This window comes from Burkholderia sp. 10_S31, from assembly GCF_056930375.1.
Genome location: NZ_JBXOWK010000001.1, coordinates 2,460,927 through 2,474,666, shown reverse-complemented (window position 1 = coordinate 2,474,666; position 13,740 = coordinate 2,460,927). Strand labels below are relative to the sequence as shown.

At 66.7% G+C, this 13,740-nt stretch carries 13 protein-coding genes; 9 read left to right on the top strand and 4 right to left on the bottom strand.

Going from position 1 to position 13,740, the window contains the following annotated elements; translation table 11 throughout:
* Positions 1-343 precede the first annotated feature (343 nt).
* The gene (locus tag AC1Z3W_RS11070; RefSeq protein WP_057923809.1) at positions 344-568 is read right to left on the bottom strand and encodes a hypothetical protein; all 225 of its coding nucleotides are present in this window, start codon (positions 566-568) and stop codon (positions 344-346) included.
* Positions 569-860: 292 nt separating this feature from the next.
* On the opposite strand from AC1Z3W_RS11070, the gene AC1Z3W_RS11065 reads away from it, so the two are divergent.
* The 4 genes from AC1Z3W_RS11065 (at position 861) to AC1Z3W_RS11050 (ending at position 4,979) form a co-directional block, all read left to right on the top strand.
* Positions 861-1,550 (top strand): DUF969 domain-containing protein, encoded by a 690-nt coding sequence (locus AC1Z3W_RS11065; protein WP_057923808.1) that lies wholly within the window; start codon positions 861-863, stop codon positions 1,548-1,550.
* The gene (locus AC1Z3W_RS11060) at positions 1,547-2,497 is read left to right on the top strand and encodes a DUF979 domain-containing protein (RefSeq protein ID WP_483507583.1); all 951 of its coding nucleotides are present in this window, start codon (positions 1,547-1,549) and stop codon (positions 2,495-2,497) included. Before AC1Z3W_RS11065 ends, AC1Z3W_RS11060 begins: the two co-directional genes overlap by 4 nt.
* Positions 2,498-2,512: 15 nt before the next feature.
* On the top strand, positions 2,513-3,535 hold the full coding sequence (locus AC1Z3W_RS11055; protein ID WP_057923806.1) for a DUF2891 domain-containing protein: 1,023 nt from the start codon (positions 2,513-2,515) through the stop codon (positions 3,533-3,535).
* Positions 3,536-3,914: 379 nt separating this feature from the next.
* Positions 3,915-4,979 carry an asparaginase gene (locus AC1Z3W_RS11050; protein WP_057923805.1) on the top strand — a complete coding sequence of 355 codons (1,065 nt, stop codon included), beginning with the start codon at positions 3,915-3,917 and terminating at the stop codon, positions 4,977-4,979.
* A 105-nt stretch (positions 4,980-5,084) separates the two neighbouring features.
* Here AC1Z3W_RS11050 and AC1Z3W_RS11045 read toward each other — a convergent pair whose 3' ends face one another.
* Positions 5,085-6,059 (bottom strand): LysR family transcriptional regulator, encoded by a 975-nt coding sequence (locus AC1Z3W_RS11045; RefSeq protein ID WP_057923804.1) that lies wholly within the window; start codon positions 6,057-6,059, stop codon positions 5,085-5,087.
* Positions 6,060-6,213: 154 nt separating this feature from the next.
* Between AC1Z3W_RS11045 and aspA the strand changes: the two genes are divergently transcribed.
* Both aspA and AC1Z3W_RS11035 read left to right on the top strand, forming a co-directional pair.
* Positions 6,214-7,620: an aspartate ammonia-lyase gene (aspA, locus tag AC1Z3W_RS11040; protein WP_483507582.1), complete on the top strand. Its 1,407-nt coding sequence runs from the start codon at positions 6,214-6,216 to the stop codon at positions 7,618-7,620.
* Positions 7,621-7,723: 103 nt separating this feature from the next.
* Positions 7,724-9,223 (top strand): amino acid permease, encoded by a 1,500-nt coding sequence (locus AC1Z3W_RS11035; protein WP_124832749.1) that lies wholly within the window; start codon positions 7,724-7,726, stop codon positions 9,221-9,223.
* Positions 9,224-9,266: 43 nt separating this feature from the next.
* On the opposite strand, the gene AC1Z3W_RS11030 is transcribed toward AC1Z3W_RS11035, so the two are convergent.
* Positions 9,267-9,956, bottom strand: a complete 690-nt coding sequence (locus AC1Z3W_RS11030) for an alpha/beta hydrolase (RefSeq protein ID WP_483507581.1) — start codon at positions 9,954-9,956, stop codon at positions 9,267-9,269.
* 262 nt (positions 9,957-10,218) lie between these two features.
* Between AC1Z3W_RS11030 and AC1Z3W_RS11025 the strand changes: the two genes are divergently transcribed.
* Both AC1Z3W_RS11025 and AC1Z3W_RS11020 read left to right on the top strand, forming a co-directional pair.
* The gene (locus AC1Z3W_RS11025; RefSeq protein WP_011658485.1) at positions 10,219-10,461 is read left to right on the top strand and encodes an antitoxin; all 243 of its coding nucleotides are present in this window, start codon (positions 10,219-10,221) and stop codon (positions 10,459-10,461) included.
* A complete protein-coding gene (locus tag AC1Z3W_RS11020; RefSeq protein WP_483507580.1) occupies positions 10,458-10,865 on the top strand; it encodes a PIN domain-containing protein in 408 nt (135 codons plus the stop codon). Before AC1Z3W_RS11025 ends, AC1Z3W_RS11020 begins: the two co-directional genes overlap by 4 nt.
* A gap of 12 nt (positions 10,866-10,877) precedes the next feature.
* Here AC1Z3W_RS11020 and AC1Z3W_RS11015 read toward each other — a convergent pair whose 3' ends face one another.
* The gene (locus tag AC1Z3W_RS11015; RefSeq protein ID WP_082664530.1) at positions 10,878-11,291 is read right to left on the bottom strand and encodes a hypothetical protein; all 414 of its coding nucleotides are present in this window, start codon (positions 11,289-11,291) and stop codon (positions 10,878-10,880) included.
* A 57-nt stretch (positions 11,292-11,348) separates the two neighbouring features.
* Between AC1Z3W_RS11015 and AC1Z3W_RS11010 the strand changes: the two genes are divergently transcribed.
* Positions 11,349-13,739, top strand: coding sequence for an MCP four helix bundle domain-containing protein (locus AC1Z3W_RS11010; protein ID WP_057923798.1), 2,391 nt, complete (start codon positions 11,349-11,351; stop codon positions 13,737-13,739).
* The last annotated feature ends 1 nt before the right edge of the window (position 13,740 follow it).

Below are 13,740 nucleotides of genomic sequence, written 5' to 3'. Positions count from 1 at the left end.
TTCATGGAAGGCAGTGCCGGGCGGCGCCGCCGAATGGCATCGGCGGCCGGGACGGCACGGAATTCTTTTCGATTGGCGACGCCCGCATGCTGTCATGCGGCGCGAGCGGCGGCAATCGAAAAAATTGCGCATTGTGTCGTTTCCGCCCCTTTCTTCGATGGCCGGGCGGCATTCTTGCCGTCCGCGCGGCGAAAAACCGCGCACGCGGCCATGCGGCGGTGCGGAAAAAGTCGCCGGCGCGCCATGCCGGTGCGTTCGTTTCGACAGGAAGGGACGAGCGCCCGGGGGCGCGTGCGCGGCGCTTGCGTGCCGGCCGTACGACGGCAGGCACGCGTTCAGTCGTTCAATGGCTGCGCGCGTACCCCTGGATCAGCGCGCGCATCATCCCTTCGACAGTCGCGTCGAGCAGATCGGTTTCCTGCTCCGATTCCTCGACGAGCGCGGCATAGGCGGTCGCGAGCGTCACGCGGTCGACTTCCTGGCGTTGCTCCATCAGCGTCACCATCCCGTCCTTCGCCAGATGAGCGGAGAACGCGCGGCTGCCGATGGTCTGGAATACGTCAATCATGGCGGCTCTCCCGAACGTTGCCGATGCCTTCCAGTTTAGTCGGCGCACCGGCGCTCCGCCATGCGTGGCGGGAGCGGGGCGCACGCCGCGGACCGCTCCGGTTCGACACCGCAGAAACACCACGGACACACGGCCGGCGCAACGTAGTACCGGTTTCAACGTTTACCCGAAGCTTCAAATTATCGACTTTTTATCGATAAAGTCTCGTGTTAGATTTTGCGGCCTGAACCCGGTCGAAACCGGGCAGGCGGCGCGTCTTCGCGACGCCGCACATCCGACACAAGGAGGGGCAATGCTGGTGCTGATTGGGGTGCCGATCGTCGTGATCGGTTTCGCGCTGCGCTTCAATGCGCTGCTGGTGGTCACGATCGCGGGCCTCGCGACGGGGCTGGCGGGCGGGATGAATCTCGTCGACATCGTGAGCGCATTCGGCAAGGCGTTCACCGACAACCGCTACATGGGGCTGATCTGGCTGACGCTGCCGGTGATCGCGCTGCTCGAGCGCAACGGCCTCAAGGAACAGGCGAAGCGGATGATCTCGCGCGTGCACGCGGCGACCACCGGCCGCGTGCTGATGCTGTATTTCGTGCTGCGCCAGGTGAGCGCCGCGCTCGGCCTCACGTCGCTCGGCGGACACGCGCAGATGGTGCGGCCGCTGATCGCGCCGATGGCCGAGGCCGCGGCCGTCAGCCAGCACGGCGACCTGCCCGAGTCGGTGCGCCAGCAGATCCGCGCGCACGCGTCGGCCGCCGACAACGTCGCCGTGTTCTTCGGCGAGGACATCTTCATCGCGATCCAGTCGATCCTGCTGATCAAGGGCTTTCTCGAACAGAACGGGATCGCGATCGAGCCGCTGCACCTGTCGGTCTGGGCGATCCCGACCGCGATCGCCGCGCTGCTGATCCACTGCACGCGGCTCGCGCTGCTCGACCGCCGGCTGTCGCGCGGCTTCGGCGCCTTCGGGCGGGAGGGCGCGCGATGATCGGCCTCGAACCGCTCTATACGCTCGCCGGGCTGATGTTCGCCGCGTTCGCGTGCTTCAACCTGACCGACCGCACGAATCCGCGCCGCGTCGTCAATTTCGCGTTCTGGGCGATCTACGCGCTCACGTTCCTGTTCGGCGCGCTGCTGCCGCATTTCGTGACGGGCTGCCTCGCGATCGCGCTCGCGCTGATCGCGGGCTCGGGCAAGCTCGGACGCGGCAAGTCGGATGAAGCAGGCGTTGCGGCGGCCGCGCGGCGCGACGCGAAGGCGCTGCGCTTCGGCAACCGGCTGTTCCTGCCGGCGCTGCTGATTCCCGTCGTCACGCTGATCGGCACGTTCGCGCTGAAGCGCGTGCCGTTCGTCGATCCGAAGAGCGTGACGCTGATCTCGCTCGTGCTCGGCACGCTCGTCGCGTTCGCCGTCGCGCTCGCGATGTTGCGCGATTCGCCCGAGCACGCGCTGAAGGAGGCGCGCCACACGATGGACGCGGTCGGCTGGGCCGCGATCCTGCCGCAGATGCTCGCGGCGCTCGGCGCGCTGTTCGCGGTCGCGGGCGTCGGCGGCGTGGTATCGGGGCTCGTGAAGGACTGGGTGCCGATCGACTCGCCGTTCGCGGTCGTTGCCGCCTATACGGTCGGCATGGCGCTGTTCACGATGATCATGGGCAACGGGTTCGCCGCGTTCCCCGTGATGACGGCCGGCATCGGCCTGCCGCTGATCGTCCATCAATTTCACGGCAACCCGGCGATCCTCGGCGCGATCGGGATGCTGAGCGGCTTCTGCGGTACGCTGATGACGCCGATGGCCGCGAACTTCAACATCGTCCCCGCGGCGCTGCTCGAACTGAAGGACAAGAACGGCGTGATCAAGGCGCAGTGGCCGACCGCCCTGCTGCTGCTGGCCGTGAACACGCTGCTGATGTACGCGTTCGTATTCCGCTTCTGACGAGATGAGATGCCCATGACCGACCGACTGACTCCCGAACTCGCATCGAAATTCGCGTCGCTCGCGCTCGCGCACCTGACCCGCGAATATCCGAACAAGCTCACGCATTCGCTCGAAGGCCCGCACGACGTGCAGGGGCCGCGCGCGCTGCACCCGATCTTCTACGGCAGCTACGACTGGCATTCGTGCGTGCACGGCTACTGGCTCGTGCTGCGTGTGCTCGAACGCCATCCGGCGCTGCCGGAGGCCGAACGGATCATCGCCGTCGTCGACGCGCACTTCACCGACTTGAACGTCGCCGGCGAACGCGCGTATCTCGCGCTGCCGCACAACAGCGGCTTCGAGCGGCCTTACGGATGGGCGTGGCTGCTTGCGCTGTCCGCGCAGCTGGAACGGCTCGCGCTGAAGGGCGTGGCGCCGCAGGCCGCCCGCTGGGCGAAGTCGATGGCGCCGCTCACCGACCTGTTCGTCGCGCGCTTCGAGACCTTCCTGCCGAAGGCGACCTATCCGCTGCGCGTCGGCACGCACTTCAACACCGCGTTCGCGCTTGCGCTCACGCTCGACTTCGCGCGCGCGACGCAGCGCGACGGGCTCGCGGCGCTGGTCGTCGATACGGCAAAGCGCTGGCACCTGAACGATGTCGCGTGCCAGGCGTGGGAGCCGTCGGGCGACGAGTTCCTGTCGCCCGCGCTGATGGAGGCGGAGCTGATGCGGCGCGTGCTGCCGGCCGGCGAATTCGACGGCTGGTTCGCGCGCTTCCTGCCGGATCTCGCGCGCGGCGAGCCGGCGACGCTGTTCGTGCCGGCGACGGTCAGCGATCGCAGCGACGGCAAGATCGCGCATCTGGACGGGTTGAATCTGAGCCGCGCGTGGTGTCAGCGCTCGCTGGCCGGCGCGCTGCCGGAAGGCGATGCGCGGCGCGCGAAGCTGCTCGATGCGGCCGACCGGCATCTCGCGAGCGCGCTCGCGCATGTGGCCGGCGACTACATGGGCGAGCACTGGCTCGCGACGTTCGCGCTGCTGGCGATCGACGCGTAGTCGATTCGCTGGAGATCGGGCGACCGCCGGGCGGGGTGGCGGCCATAGCGTGAAAGTGTGCTTCGATCGCGTCCCCATCGGCAGGCGGGTGCGCCCGGGCTGCCTGGGCCCGCGTCGATCGTGATCGCGTTCGGGTACGCGCAACCGGCGAACACGTGCCGTCAGCGATCGCGCTTCTACGAACCATGACTGAACATGTAAACGATCGAATGGTCTTTGTACGAAATCCGTCGGGTTTTCGTGATTGGCGCGACGCCTTTGCATCGGGCGCAATACCGCTTTCCATCGGCCGACCGGCGCGACCCGGTGGCGAGTCGATACACTGCCGTACCGGTTGCACGGGCCCCGGCAATCAGGCCCCGACGAAGGAGACAGCAAGATGGACACCCAACGCGCAGCGGTCGTCACGTACCGCGGCAATGCGATCGAGAACACGCACGTCGCCGATGTGGCGGTGGTGGACGCCCGCGGCAAGCTGCTGTTCCGGCTCGGCGATCCGTTCCGGACGACGCTCGCGCGCTCGGCGGCGAAGCCGGCTCAGGCGCTGTCCGTGATCGAGACGGGTGCGCCCGAGCAGTTCGGCTTCGACGATGCCGATATCGCGCTGATGTGCGCGTCGCACAGCAGCGAGGAGCGGCACATCGCGCGCACGCGGGCGATGCTGGCGAAGGTCGATGCGCAGGAGTCGGATTTGCGATGCGGCGGCCATGCGCCGCTGTCGGACGCGGTGTACCGGGCGTGGATCAAGCGCGACTACACGCCGACCGGCGTCTGCAGCAACTGTTCGGGCAAGCACGTCGGGATGCTGGCCGGCGCGCGGTCGATCGGCGCCGCGATCGCCGACTACCATCTGCCGGAGCATCCGATGCAGGTGCGCGTCAAGCATGTGGTCGCCGATGCGTGCGGCCTGCGCGACGACGAGGTCGACTGGGCGATCGACGGCTGCAACCTGCCGACACCGGCGTTCCCGCTCGACCGCCTTGCGCGTCTGTACGCATCGTTGGCCGACGGCGCGGATACGCTGGAAGCCGGCGGCGCCGCGACGACCGATCGCGTGCGCGCGCTGGCGCGGATTCATCATGCGATGACGGCCCATCCGGAGCTGGTTGCCGGAGAGGGGCGCTACTGCACGGTGCTGATGGACGCGTTCGAAGGGCGGGTCGTCGGCAAGCTCGGCGCGGATGCGTGCTACGGGATCGGCGTACGCGCGTCGGCGCGCACGCGGGCGCTCGGTGCCGACGGCGCGCTCGGCATCTCGGTGAAGATCGAGGACGGCAACATCGACGTGCTGTACATGATGGTCAGCGAACTGCTGGAACGGCTGCAGATCGGCACGGACGCGCAGCGCGCGCGGCTCGCCGCGTTCCACCGGCCGCGGATGCTGAACACGCAGGGTGTCGAGATCGGGCACGCGACATTCCCGTTCGAATTGCAGCCTGCCTGAAGGGCGGCAGCGCGTCGATGCCGTGCGCCGTGGCGGCAAGGGCGGCGCGCATCGGCGCCTGATTGCCGACCGGCGTGACCGCGGCGGCGGCTGCCCTCGCAGCCGCTACGCGAGCGCGTCGCGAATCTTCATCAACTCGACTTCCGACAGCTCGCCGATGTGCGCGAGATGTTCCGCGAGAAAGTCTTTCAGCACGCGCAGCTTCGCCGAGCTGCGCCGGTTCGCCAGATACGCGATGTAGATGTAGTCGCCCGTCAGCTTGTTCTGCAGCCGATAGCGCGGCAGCACGGCTTCGAGCCGGCCGCTCGCGAGCAGGTCGCGCACCAGCCAGATCTCGAACTCGGCGATGCCGAGCCCCGCGCAGGTCGCATCCAGCAGCAGCTCCGAATGATCGGTGACGAGGTTGCCGGCCGGCAGTACGCTGTGCCGCGCGTCGCCGCGCACGAGTTCCCAGCGCGGATCGCCTTCGGGATGCACGTAGCGCAGGCAGTTGTGATGCTGCAGGTGGTCCGGCGTCGCGGGGCGCCCGCAGCGGTCGAGATAACCGGGCGTCGCGCACAGAATGCTGTCGTTGCGCGACAGCCGGTGGACGACCAGGTTGTCCAGGTAGTTCTCGCCCTCGTGAATGTCGAGATCGAAACCGCCGGCGACGAGGTCGTTGTGGTTGTCGGTGAGCCGCACGTCGAGCTGGATCGTCGGGTAGCGCGCGAGAAACGGCGCGATCAGCGGCGCGAGATGGCGGCGGCCGAACGCGACCGGCGCGGTGAGCTTCAGCGGGCCGCTCGGCTGGCTATTGAGCTCGGCGACGACGCGCAGCGTGTCGTCGAGGTCGGCGATCAGCGTGACCGCGCGTTCCAGGTAGATGTGGCCGGCCTCGGTCAGCGTCACGCTGTGCGTCGAGCGATGCAGCAGCGCGACGCCGAGCGCATCCTCGATCGCCGTGATCTTGCGCGCGACCGTCGACGTCGACACGTGCATCTCCTTGGCGACCGCGGAAAAGCTTCCCATTTCGACGACTCGCACAAACGCGCGCATCGCGCCGAGGTGATCGATGCCGGTGTCTCTCGCCATTGTTTTCATTCGTCTCTCGCTGTTGCGCCCCGCGCAAAACCGCTTTCGATAATACAGAAGCGAGCTTCTTTATGCAAAGGCATAGAATGCGACCCGTCGTACCGGGAAGCGGCGCACGCAGCCGGTTTCCTGCGGCGGCACGAGACAATTCAGGAGGGGCACCATGACGGAAAACGGCTTCCGCGTCGAAGCGGATCTTTTAGGGAAACGAAGCGTTCCGGATTCGGCGTACTACGGCGTCCACACGCTGCGCGCGAAGGAGAACTTCGACATTTCGGGGCGGACGATCGCGTCGCTGCCGTACCTCGTCATGGCGCTCGCGGCCGTGAAGGAAGCCGCGGCCGATGCGAACTGCGAGCTCGGGCTGCTGCCGGCCGCGTATCGCGATGCGATCGCCGCCGCCTGTGTCGAGATCCGCGAAGGCCGGCTGCACGACCACTTCGTGGTCGACATCATCCAGGGCGGGGCCGGCACGTCGACCAACATGAACGCGAACGAGGTGATCTGCAACCGCGCGCTCGAAATCATGGGGCATGCACGCGGGCAGTACGAATTCCTGCATCCGAACGAGCACGTCAATCTCGCGCAGAGCACGAACGACGTCTATCCGACCGCGATCCGGATCGCGACCTGCTTCGCGGTCGAGCATCTGCTCGAGGCGATGGCGCGCCTGCGCGATGCGTTCGCGGAGAAGGCCGATGCGTTCTCGGGCCTCCTGAAGCTCGGCCGCACGCAACTGCAGGACGCCGTGCCGATGACGCTCGGCCAGGAGTTCTCGACCTACGCGGTGATGGTGACGGAAGACATCGCGCGCCTGCAGGAAGCCGGCCGGCTGATGCGCGAGATCAATCTCGGCGCGACCGCGATCGGCACCGGCATTACCGCGCATCCGCAGTACGCGGAGAAGGCGCTGGCCGCGCTGCAACGCATTACCGGCCTCGACCTGAGCACCGCGCCGAACCTGATCGAAGCGACGCAGGATTGCGGCGCGTTCGTGCAGATCTCCGGCGTGCTGAAGCGGATCGCGGTCAAGCTGTCGAAGATATGCAACGACTTGCGGCTGCTGTCGAGCGGCCCGCGCGCGGGTTTTGGCGAGATCAACCTGCCGCCGGTGCAGGCCGGCTCGTCGATCATGCCGGGCAAGGTGAACCCGGTGATTCCGGAAGTCGTGAACCAGGTCGCGTTCGAAGTGTTCGGCAACGACCTGACCGTGACCTTCGCCGCCGAGGCCGGACAGCTCCAGCTCAACGCATTCGAGCCGGTGATCGCGAGCGCGCTGTTCCGCAGCTTCAGCTACCTGACGGCCGCGTGCACGACGCTCGCGGACCGCTGCGTGAGCGGAATCACCGCGAACCCCGAGCGGCTGCGCGAAACGATGGAGCGTTCGGTCGCGCTTGCAACCGCGTTGAACCCGTACATCGGCTACAAGCGCGCGACCGCCGTGGCCGCCGAGGCCCACGAGAGCGGCAAGTCGATCCGCGAGGTCGTGCTGGATCACCAGCTGATGACTGACGCGCAACTGGACGAAGCGCTGCAGCCTGAAGCGCTGATCCGCCCGCGCGCGTACTGATACCGGCCGCGCGGCGCCGGCGCATGCCGCCGGCGACCCTCGCGCTGCCGTTCCCGCAGCGTCCTGTCGACGGACGCCACACATCAAGAAACGGAGACATACCATGAAGCACGCCAGCGAGCGCCCGGCCGAGACGGCCGGCGGCGCGGATCCCCGTCACGCCGACCGGGATGCGATGTTCGCGTCGCACGAATCCGGCTATGAGAAACAGTTGAAGCCGCGACACGTGCAGATGATCGCCATGGGCGGTGCGATCGGCACCGGCCTCTTTCTCGGCGCGGGCGGCCGCCTGCAGAGCGCGGGGCCCGCGCTGGCGGTCGTGTATCTCGTGTGCGGCGTATTCGCGTTCCTGATCATGCGCGCGCTCGGCGAGCTCGTGATGCATCGGCCGACCAGCGGCTCGTTCGTGTCGTACGCGCGGGAGTTCATGGGCGAGCGCGCGTCGTTCGTCGCGGGCTGGATGTACTACCTGAACTGGGCGACCACCGGCATCGTCGACATCACCGCGGTCGCGATCTACATGAAGTACTGGGCCGTGTTCACCGACGTGCCGCAGTGGGTGTTCGCGCTCGGCGCGCTGGGGATCGTGTCGGTGATGAACATGATCGGCGTGAAGGTGTTCGGCGAGATGGAGTTCTGGTTCTCGATCGTCAAGGTGGGGACGCTCGCGCTGTTCCTCGCGGTCGGCGCCGTGTTTCTCGCGAGCGGCCATCCGGTCGCCGGGCAGATGACGGGGCTGCACCTGATCGCGGATCACGGCGGGATCTTCCCGCACGGCATCCTGCCGGCGGTGCTGATCGTGCAGGGCGTCGTGTTCGCGTATGCGAGCATCGAGCTCGTCGGCGTCGCGGCGGGCGAGACCGCCGATGCGCGCAAGGTGCTGCCGAAGGCGATCAACAGCGTGATGTGGCGTATCGCGCTGTTCTACGTCGGCTCGGTCGTGCTGCTGACCATGCTGCTACCGTGGACCGCGTACAGCGCGCACGAAAGCCCGTTCGTGACGTTCTTCAGCAAGCTCGGCGTGCCGTACGTCGGCACGGTGATGAACATCGTGGTGCTGACCGCCGCGCTGTCGAGCCTGAATTCCGGCCTCTATTCGACCGGGCGCGTGCTGCGCTCGCTCGCGATGGGCGGCTCGGCGCCGCGCTTCGTGTCGCGGATGAATGCGCGCGGCGTGCCGTACGGCGGGATCCTCGTCACGGTCGCGATCAATGCGATCGGCGTGCCGCTGAACTACATCGTGCCGTCCCAGGCGTTCGAGATCGTGCTGAACATGGCGTCGCTCGGGATCATCTCAACCTGGGGCTTCATCGTGATGTGCCAGATCCTGTTCCGCCGCGCGGTCAATCGCGGCGAGCTGAGCCCCGTGTCGTTCCGGATGCCCGGCGCGCCGTTCACGTCGTGGCTCACGCTCGGGTTCCTCGTCAGCGTGTTGGTGCTGATGGCGTTCGATTACCCGGGCGGCACGTGGACCGTCGCGATGATTCCCGTCGTCGTGCTCGCGCTGGTAGTCGGCTGGAAGCTCGCGAAGCGCGGTGCCGCGCGGGAGGCCGCTGCCGCGGCCGGCGCGCCGATCGGCGCCGATCCGGCGAGCAACGTCTGACGATATGTTCGATCGGCACGGGCGGGTCGACCGCCCGTCGCGCTCAGTTCAATCCGGCGCGTGCGCCGACCCAGCGGCCGAAGTCGCCGGCCATCTGCACCGTGAGTTCGTGGCCGGCGTCATAGAGGCGCGTGTCGTGCGCGACGCCGAGCGCCGTCAGCTTCGCGTCGGCCGTGGTTGCCCACGCGACCGGCAGCTTGTCGTCGAAGCGGCCGTGCATCACCAGCGCGTGGACCGCGCTCAAGGCATCGCGCGACGCGATCAGCGGATCGATCTCCGGCAGGATGCGCCCGCACAGCACCGCGAATGCGGCGACGTCGGCCGGCGACGTGAGCGCGACGCTCGCGCTCATGATGCCGCCCTGGCTGAAACCGGCGATCACGACCGGCAACGCGGGGCTTTCGTTCGCGTCGTCCCGGGCGCGCAACGCGCGCAGCAGCGCGATCAACTGCACGCGGCTCGCCTCCGCGCGGGCCGCATCGATTTCCGGGCCGTTCGGGCCGAAGCGCACCGGAAACCACGCGTGCTGGCCAGGGCCGAACGTCAACGGGCCGCGCACGAACGCGATGTCGATGCGCGGATCGATCGTGCCGGCCAGGTTCAGCAGGTTGGTTTCGTTGCCGCCGACACCGTGCAGCAGCAACAGCCGGCCAGCGGGGTGGCCGGCGGCCGGGCGCAGCCGGTACTGGAGGCCGGATTCGGAGTCGGTGGTCAGCGGCAGGACGTCGGTCATTGCGTGGGTCCGGTAGGGAATCAGTCGACAGTCTAGAGCGCGCGGGCGGGGAGGTGAATCGCCGGGTGGCGATTGATTGTTTCCTGATTGGAATGAATGCGGAGGCCGGGGCCCTCGGTATTGGGGACGGCTACTTATATCGTAGTGCGTGCAAATTTGCCGAGAGGCGACGGTTTGTCGTCAATATGCCGATTGGATGACTCGTCATCGCAACCCATAGTTGATAAAATAGATACGTTTTGTAGATACATGGGGTTGCGAGATGGAGACTGCCAAGATTTTCAAGCATGGTGGATCGCAGGCCGTCCGCTTGCCGAAGGATTTCCGCTTCGATACAACGGAGGTTCGGATTCGTCGGCACGGCGCGTCTGTCATTCTCGAACCGGTGCCGCAAGACTGGGCATGGCTGACACCGTTGATCGGCCCGGTTGACGCCGATTTCGAGGCCGCCGCGGCAACCGAGCCTGCCGCTCAGGAGCGTCCGGGACTGGACGTGTTTGAATGAAGTTTCTGCTGGATACCAATGCGGTGATCGCCATTCTGAAAGGCGAGCCGGCCATGCTGGCCCGATTGCGTAGGCATCAACCCGCAGATTTCGGAATTTCCGCGATCGTCGCGCATGAACTCTATTACGGGGCGTACAAAAGTCAGAGAGCGGCAGCGAATCTGGCACGCGTCGAGGGGCTTCAGTTCGAGGTCGTGTCGTTCGATGCGGAAGATGCGCAGCATGCCGGTGAAATTCGTGCGCAACTGGCCGCGGTGGGAACACCGATCGGGCCATACGATGCATTGATCGCAGGACAGGCGCGAGCGCGGCGCCTGGTGCTTGTCACGCACAACACGCGCGAGTTTGAGCGGGTCTCGGAGCTACAGGTCGAGGATTGGCTCGCGGCGGCGCGCGACAACTGACCGCAGTGCAAGTCATGTGGCAATCGGCGCGGATGGCAATCGCGAGCGGCTGGTCTCGCAGGGGCGGTATCGCGCTCGATCCGTGAGCGGCGATGACCGGGCCGGTGAGACGTCGCGCGTCATTGAATTCGCTATCGTGCGTAAAGGGCTGCATGACCGATCCGCTTCAAAGATAATGCGCAAACGTTTTACCGGTATTCGACCGGATTGAATGGCCGGATCATGATTAAAAGAATGAATATCCGGATTCGTTTGTTGCAGGCTGCCGGCAAGCCCAGCCGAACCGCATGGGCCAAGGGTTAACGGCCGATTCGAGAAAAACTTTAGGATTTTCCCATCGCAATAAACCATTGCGATTTCCTCAATGACCGATTGATTTTCAGTCATCGGACGGTCATACACCATCCCCGATAATTCGGCGCTCATATTCTTTCAATCGGCCAAACGGCGATCGAAGCCGGATCGCTGCGGGGAGCTGTACTCATGACCATCCGTCATCGCATTACGCTGCTAGTCGTCCTGACGTTTTTCGCGCTGTCCGCGATCGGCGTGTACGCCGTGTACCAGACGCGCAAGAGCGCGACCGAGGTGCGTCAGGTTACCCAGGGAATCGTGCCGAGCGCGCTCGCGTCCGCCGATCTCGTCGCCGACGTGAAGAACATCCAGATCGCGACGATGACGCTGGTGTACGCGCCCGACGCGAACACCGCCGCGCAGGCGCGCGACGAGCTGAAGGCAAAACAGGCCGCCCTGCGCGCGGCGCTCGACGCGCAGGCCGGATCGGCGGTCGGGCAGGCGCAGCAGGGCCTCGTCGCGCAGGCGAAGGACAGCGCCGCGAACTACTTCGCGGCGATCGACGATACCGTGAAGATGAAGGCTGACGGGAAGCCGGAGATGGCGCAGGCGTACCTGTTCGCGAACGTCGCGCAGTATCGCGACGAACTCGAGAGCATCGTCGATACGCTGCGCGTCGAGAAGAACCGCCAGAAGGACGACGCGATCGGCGCGCTGAACGGCATGCTCGCAACGACGGCGACCGCGATCGCGGCTGTCGCGGGCACGGTCGTCGTGCTGCTGACCGCGCTCGGTTTTGTGCTGTACCGGCAGATCACGCGCCCGCTGATCGGGATGCAGACGGCGATGAGCGAGATCGCGGCGAGCCAGGATTTCACGCGTCGCGTGCCGGTGGGCCGGATGGACGAGATCGGCCATTCGATCGTCGCGTTCAACGGGATGATCGAGAAGATCCAGGAGAACGCCGCGCAACTGAAGCAGAAGACGGCCGACATCCAGGCGATGCTGCAGAACATGCAGCAGGGGATCCTGACCGTCGTCGAGGGCGGCGTCGTGCATGCGGAGTACTCGGCTTACCTCGAGCGCATCTTCGAGACGAGCGACATCGCCGGGCGCGACCTGATGACGCTCGTGTTCGACGATTCGAGCATCGGCGCCGACGCGCGCTCGCAGGTCGATGCGGCCGTGCATGCGTGCCTCGGCGAGGACAGCATGAACTTCGCGTTCAACGAGCACCTGCTCGTCAACGAAGTCGCGAAGCGCATGCCGGACGGCCGCGAGAAGTGGCTCGACCTGAGCTGGTCGGCGATCACCGACGAGACCGACACGGTCGTGCGCCTGATGCTGTGCGTGCGCGACGTGACCGAGATCCGTGAGCTGACCGCGCAGGCCGGGGAGCAGCAGCGCCGCCTCGAGATGATCGGCGAGATCTTGTCGATCAGCCAGGACAAGTTCCACGATTTCGTGCACAGCGCGAAGGGCTTTCTCAGCGAGAACGAGCGGATGATCCGCCAGCACGAACGCGCGGATCATTCGATCGTCGCGGCGCTGTTCCGCAACATGCACACGATCAAGGGCAATGCGCGCACGTACAGCCTGCAGTATCTGACCAACATCGTGCATGAAGCGGAGCAGGCGTACGAAGCGCTGCGCCGCGCGGACGGCGGCCCCGAGTGGAACCGCGATGCGCTGATGGACGACCTGGCCCGCGTGCGCGAGGCGGTCGATCACTATGCGACGATCAATGCGGTCACGCTCGGCCGCCACGGCGAGCCTGCGCAGCACGGCGGCGCCGACTACCTGATGGTCGAGCGCGTGCATATCAGCGAGGGCCTGCGCATGCTCGATGGCGCCGATCCGGCGAACGCGGGCGACTGGCACGCGGCACGCGACTCGGTGCGCCGCCTGCTGAGCCAGTTCGGCACGCAGGGCATCGGCGATGCGCTGGGCGGCGTGATCGAGTCGCTGCCGTCGCTCGCGGCCGAACTCGGCAAGCCGGCGCCCGTCGTGCATATCGACAGCAACGGTCATCGCGTGCGCAGCGAGATCGGCGCGACGCTGAAGAACGTGTTCATGCACCTGCTGCGCAACGCGATCGACCACGGGATCGAGACGTCCGACGAGCGTCGCGCGGCCGGCAAGGCGCCGGCCGGCAAGATCGACATCGCGGTCGACGTCGAGGATGGTGCGCTGCGCTTCGTGCTCGGCGACGACGGCCGCGGCCTCGCGCTCGACCGGATTCGCGGGATCGCGCGCGAGCGCGGCTGGATCGATGCCGGCAACGAAGCCGCGCTGACCGACGAGGCGGTGGCCGAGCTGATCTTCCGTCCGGGCTTCTCGACCGCGCGTGCAGTGACCGAGGTGTCGGGGCGCGGCGTCGGGATGGACGCGGTGCGCAACTTCCTGAAGCGCGACGGCGGCGACATCGCGCTGCGCTTCACCGACGATCGCGTCGGCTCGCCGTATCGCGCGTTCGAGACGATCGTGTCGTTGCCCGTGCGTTTCGCCGCGAACGGTACCGCGCACGACGCCGAGCCGCACGCACGCGCCGGCATCGCGAACGTCGACGCGGTGGTGTGAT

Excerpts from the sequence above, each read along its gene's own strand:
- AC1Z3W_RS11045 (WP_057923804.1), bottom strand. The coding sequence starts at position 6,059 with ATGAAAACAATGGCGAGAGACACCGGCATCGATCACCTCGGCGCGATG.
- aspA (WP_483507582.1), top strand. The coding sequence starts at position 6,214 with ATGACGGAAAACGGCTTCCGCGTCGAAGCGGATCTTTTAGGGAAACGA.
- AC1Z3W_RS11055 (WP_057923806.1), top strand. The coding sequence starts at position 2,513 with ATGACCGACCGACTGACTCCCGAACTCGCATCGAAATTCGCGTCGCTC.
- AC1Z3W_RS11065 (WP_057923808.1), top strand. The coding sequence starts at position 861 with ATGCTGGTGCTGATTGGGGTGCCGATCGTCGTGATCGGTTTCGCGCTG.
- AC1Z3W_RS11030 (WP_483507581.1), bottom strand. The coding sequence starts at position 9,956 with ATGACCGACGTCCTGCCGCTGACCACCGACTCCGAATCCGGCCTCCAG.
- AC1Z3W_RS11020 (WP_483507580.1), top strand. The coding sequence starts at position 10,458 with ATGAAGTTTCTGCTGGATACCAATGCGGTGATCGCCATTCTGAAAGGC.
- AC1Z3W_RS11070 (WP_057923809.1), bottom strand. The coding sequence starts at position 568 with ATGATTGACGTATTCCAGACCATCGGCAGCCGCGCGTTCTCCGCTCAT.
- AC1Z3W_RS11015 (WP_082664530.1), bottom strand. The coding sequence starts at position 11,291 with ATGAGCGCCGAATTATCGGGGATGGTGTATGACCGTCCGATGACTGAA.
- AC1Z3W_RS11035 (WP_124832749.1), top strand. The coding sequence starts at position 7,724 with ATGAAGCACGCCAGCGAGCGCCCGGCCGAGACGGCCGGCGGCGCGGAT.
- AC1Z3W_RS11060 (WP_483507583.1), top strand. The coding sequence starts at position 1,547 with ATGATCGGCCTCGAACCGCTCTATACGCTCGCCGGGCTGATGTTCGCC.
- AC1Z3W_RS11025 (WP_011658485.1), top strand. The coding sequence starts at position 10,219 with ATGGAGACTGCCAAGATTTTCAAGCATGGTGGATCGCAGGCCGTCCGC.
- AC1Z3W_RS11010 (WP_057923798.1), top strand. The coding sequence starts at position 11,349 with ATGACCATCCGTCATCGCATTACGCTGCTAGTCGTCCTGACGTTTTTC.
- AC1Z3W_RS11050 (WP_057923805.1), top strand. The coding sequence starts at position 3,915 with ATGGACACCCAACGCGCAGCGGTCGTCACGTACCGCGGCAATGCGATC.